We start from the raw sequence: 2,177 nt of genomic DNA on the forward strand, positions 1-2,177 counted from the left end.
TGTCAAGACCGACTTAATTTGTCCGCAAATCTCCGGATTAAAATGTCCACTTTTCTCCGAGCGATTTGTCCACTGAGGACGGTTTTGGGGGAGGGGGTTGTCTAAGCGTCAGTGATCACCTCCTCGTTTTCAGCTTCGGCCCGGGGTTGGCCCAGTAGACCCGCCTTGCGTTTCTCCTTCAGCCGGTAGCTCTCGCCCTTGATATTAAGCGTGGTCGAGTAATGCAGCAGCCGGTCCAGGATGGCGGTCGCCAGGACGTGGTCGTTGAAGATCTCGCCCCAGTCCAGAAAGCTCTTGTTGCTGGTCACGATCAGGCTGCTGCGTTCGTAGCGCCGCACGACCAGGCGGAAGAACAGGCTAGCCTCGGTGCGGGAGAGCGGCAGGTAGCCGAGTTCGTCAATCATCAGCAGCTTCGGATAGGTCAGCTGCTGCAGGCTGCGTTCGAGCCGGTTCTCGTGCTGAGCCCGTACCAGGCGGGTCATCAGGGACTCGAGGGTCAGGAACAGGACGGAGTAGCCCGCTTCGACCGCCTTGACCCCCAGCCCGACCGAGAGGTGGGTTTTCCCAACCCCCGGTGGGCCGAGGATGACAACGTTGTGGGCCCGCTCCACGAAGCTCAAACCCGCCAGCTCGCGCACCTGCTTGCGGTCCAGGCTGGGCTGGAAGTCGTAGTCGAACTGGTCGAGCGTCTTGACCCAGGGAAAGCGCGCCAGGCGCAGCCGGGCTTCAATCCCGCGCAGGTGGCGGCCCTGCCATTCGGTCTGCAGCGCCTCACTCAGGAAACTCTTGTAATCCAGCTCGCGCTTGGCGGCCTGTTCGCAGACGACATCCAATTGCGCTTCCAGGTGGTCCATTTTCAATTTTCCGAGCAGGTTGGTCAGCTCCATGACGCCGCCTCCTCGTAGACCAGCAGCGGCCGCTGCTCGACCTGCAGGGTTTCCTGCCACAGCCGGGCATGGTGCTCCGGCACGGTCACCCAGCCTGTCCGGGCCGGCTGCAGCCGGTGAATGGCCAGCGGTTTGTCCTGCTCCGGATCCAGGTCGAGCGAGTAGATCCGCAGCAGGCCGTCCAGACCGATGCGCACCACCACGCCCTGCCCGCCCAGATGGTCCGGGACGCTGTAGCGGTTGCCGTTCACGTCGATGTACTGGTCCCAGGCCACCTGGCGGGTCTCCCGGTAGGACGTGTCGAAGCGTTTGGAAGGCAGCGGCCCCAGCAGCGGCCGTTCCCGCTCGAAGCGTTCCAGCACAACTTCCTTGTGCGTGCCGTGCACGCGCGGGTCGGCTACTTCCGCCAGCCACATTTCGGCCAGCTGGTTCAGGTGCGCCCAGCTCTCGAAGCTCCGGTAGCGCTGGAAGAAGTTGGTCTTGACGTAGTCCACCATCCGCTCGGTCTTGCCTTTCGTCCGTGCCCGGTAGGGCCGGCAGGCCCTGGGGGTGAAGCCGTACAGGAGCGCCAGGTCCAGCAGCCGCTCGTTGAAACGCGGCTTGCCACCTTGATACGAAAGCACGGCACATTTCTGGTTGTCGAACAGGACCTCCTCGGCCACCCCGCCCAGGTATTCGAAGCTGCGTACCAGCGCCTCATAGGTGTGCTCGGCGTCCAGGCTGTCGGTGCACCAGAAGTGGAACCGCCGCGAGAAACCCAGCACGTTGACCTGGAAGTAGACCCGCACCCGCTCCCCGGCGATCTCCACCTCCAGCTCGCCCCAGTCGTTCTGCAGCTGCTTGCCCGGTCCGGTTTCGAAGCGCACCGTGGCCCGGCTCTGCCGCAAGACCCGTTTCGGGGCGATGTAGTCCCGCAGGACGGTGAGCTTGCCAGTGTAGCCGTCCTTCCGGATTTCATCCAGGATCACCGTTGCATTCCAGACCTCATCTTGGAGCAGTTCGTCGACGCGGGTTTTGTGCGGATCCAGCTTGCTGCCCCGTTTGGGGCGTTTGCGAGCCGGGGCGCCGTCCCGGGCCAGCGCTCGCCGGACCGTGCGGGGGTGCACCCCCAGCTTGTGGGCAATGTCTTTCTTATAGACACCGCGGTTGGAAAGTGATTTAATCACGGTAAAGTCCTCCTTACTGAGCATAGCGGCCTCCGTCTTCGGAAAAGAGTGGAGGCCATTCTATGCGATGTTTGGTGGACTTTTTAATCCGGAGTTTTGGTGACTTTTACACCCGTTCCTGACA

The 2,177-nt window shown here is 62.5% G+C and carries 2 protein-coding genes; both read right to left on the reverse strand.

Annotation, left to right across the window (positions count from 1 at the left end; all coding sequences use genetic code 11):
• Nucleotides 1-101: 101 nt before the first annotated feature.
• Complete coding sequence (gene istB, locus VMP31_RS17140; protein ID WP_325508917.1) at nucleotides 102-887, reverse strand: IS21-like element helper ATPase IstB; 786 nt, start codon at nucleotides 885-887, stop codon at nucleotides 102-104.
• Entirely contained in the window at nucleotides 878-2,077 is a 1,200-nt protein-coding gene (istA, locus tag VMP31_RS17145) for an IS21 family transposase (RefSeq protein WP_325508918.1), read from the reverse strand. Before istA ends, istB begins: the two co-directional genes overlap by 10 nt.
• Nucleotides 2,078-2,177 lie beyond the last annotated feature (100 nt).

It is taken from the genome of Pseudomonas sp. (genome assembly GCF_035512415.1).
Lineage (GTDB): Bacteria > Pseudomonadota > Gammaproteobacteria > Pseudomonadales > Pseudomonadaceae > Aquipseudomonas.